This window comes from Helicobacter cinaedi CCUG 18818 = ATCC BAA-847 (assembly GCF_000155475.1).
GTDB classification, from domain to species: Bacteria; Campylobacterota; Campylobacteria; order Campylobacterales; family Helicobacteraceae; genus Helicobacter_C; species Helicobacter_C cinaedi.
The window spans coordinates 1-2,271 of the sequence record NZ_DS990409.1 but is presented as its reverse complement, the minus strand read 5'-3'; the positions used below and the strand labels follow the sequence as shown (position 1 = coordinate 2,271).

Below are 2,271 nucleotides of genomic sequence, written 5' to 3'. Positions count from 1 at the left end.
AATCTAAATGCTCTTCAACTCCTATCTTTTTATCTTTTGCTTTTTGCCTATTGTTTGGGTTGTGTTTCATATCCTAAAGGCATTAAGCATAAGACAAGCAGAACAAGAATATATAGAATCTAAACAAGTAGATTCTAGGCAAATGCTTAAGCAAACACAATCTCATTACTTAGATTCTAAGAGTTTAGAATCTAAAGGGCAAGATTCTCATTGCAAATCTAAAAAGCTAGAATCTAAAGAATTAAAATCCAAAACATTAGAATCTAAAGAGATAAAGTTTAAAGCCATAGATTCTAGCACACAAGCCTCTAAAAGATTAGCTTCCACACACTATATGAATCTTGCTAAAGGCTTTTTGGTTGTAGCAAGTTTATTTTTCTATGCGTATTGGAAGCTTATTTATCTCCCCATATTACTTGGCTCAATACTTGTGAATTATTTTTTAGCCAAAGGTATTTTAAAAAGTTTATATGTGAGAGAGCAAATAAGTGTAGATTTTAACGGGGGGGGGGATAAGTTAAATTCTCTTTCTCACAACTTTACTTTCTTTGGTTTATTTTCTTTTTGCACCTTTTCTCCTAAAACATTTTTAACCCTTGGCATTATCTTTAATCTTTGCTTACTTGGTATATTTAAATATACTGACTTTTTCTTAGAAAATTTTAATCTTTTTACGCAACTTTTACATTTAGACTTTGCTATTCCATTGCCTCATATTCTTTTGCCTTTAGCCTTATCATTTGTAACCTTTCAACAAATTGCGTTTTTAGTGGATTGTTATAAGCAAAGTAAAGAGAGGGAAGAATTTAAAGACTTAGAATCTAATGTAAAAAACAATAGAGAATCTCAGCATTCTCTAACGCAAACTACTTTATCTACAACCACCGCAAAAGAAAAAAGGTTTATCCTCTCCCCGCTCCCCTTAGCCCAAAAAAGCAAAGCGACCGCTTTTCTTTTTTGCAATCAAGGGGAGAGCCTCGCCATTTCCGCTTCTAGCATAAAATCGGCGGGGGACACTACTGCCCCCTTTGAATCCGATTTTATGCACCACGAAGCGGGCGAGAGCAGGAATACACGCAAAGTGTGCAACATTGATTGTATGGATTTTGCTAATGCAAAATATCAAAAGACAATGCTAGATTCTAGTAAAGCTGAATCTTTTAAAGAAATTCCACATATCAATTTTTTAGACTATTGCCTATTTATCACATTTTTTCCACAACTCATCGCTGGACCTATTGTGCATCATAAAGAAATGATGCCACAATTTTATGCGATGAATAGAGGGGATTCGGTCTTGGGTGGGCAATGCGACAGTGTTGCGGATTTTTGCAAAGGCACGAACGCCAAGTTCGCTAACCTTTGCAAAAATCCGCAAAGCTCCCACAGCCCCACCGCAATTCCTAGAATCCTTGAAGAAGAAAAACAAGTGCGAAAAGTAGATTCTAAGATTCCACAAAGTCTAGAATCTAAACAACTTACAGGCGGAAGTATTTGCGATGAAAAAGCAGGGTTGTGCAGTGGTTGGCAAGGAGATAAGACTAGGAGTCTATTGACGCAGCAAACCACAAACTCCCTGCTTTTTCGCACAAAGACAACGCCTAGCATAATAAATTGGGGATACATCGCTAAAGGACTCTTCATCTTTTCCATTGGCTTATTTAAAAAAGTAGTCATTGCTGATAGCTTTGCAAAGTGGGCGAATGCTGGATTTAGTGCAGTGGAGAGTGGGAGCATTCTCAATCTTTTTGAATCTTGGGCTACAAGCTTAAGCTATACCTTTCAGCTCTATTTTGATTTTAGTGGCTATTGTGATATGGCGATAGGCTTGGGGTTGCTTTTTGGCATTGTGTTACCTATCAATTTTAATTCGCCCTATAAGGCATTAAATATCGCTACATTTTGGAGAAAGTGGCATATCACTTTGGGGAGATTCTTAAAAGAGTATTTATATATTCCATTAGGGGGTAATCAAAATCTAGCTCATAAACAAAGCAGATTCTATACCACTATAAATAATCTCCTTACACTTAGAAATCTTTTTATCGTGGCATTTTTAAGGGAATCTGGCACGGATCTGGCTGGGGCTTTGTGATATGGGGGAGTTTGCACGGGTTGGCAATGGTGGTGCATAGAATCTATATGCTCTTATACAAGAGATTAGATTCTAAAGTAAAAGATTGTGCTTGTAGTGATAAAGCAGGGCGTTTGGATTCTAAGAATGTATATACACGCTTTATGAAAACTAGAATCTATGCGGTGCTGTGCTGG

The 2,271-nt window shown here is 36.8% G+C and carries 1 protein-coding gene and 1 pseudogene; both read left to right on the top strand.

Annotation, left to right across the window (positions count from 1 at the left end; all coding sequences use genetic code 11):
- Positions 1-7: 7 nt before the first annotated feature.
- Complete coding sequence (locus HCCG_RS12705) at positions 8-2,095, top strand: MBOAT family O-acyltransferase (RefSeq protein WP_326544427.1); 2,088 nt, start codon at positions 8-10, stop codon at positions 2,093-2,095.
- Positions 2,092-2,271 (top strand): annotated as a pseudogene (locus HCCG_RS12700) (MBOAT family O-acyltransferase); the annotation flags it as partial. The gene HCCG_RS12705 and the pseudogene HCCG_RS12700, both read left to right, overlap by 4 nt.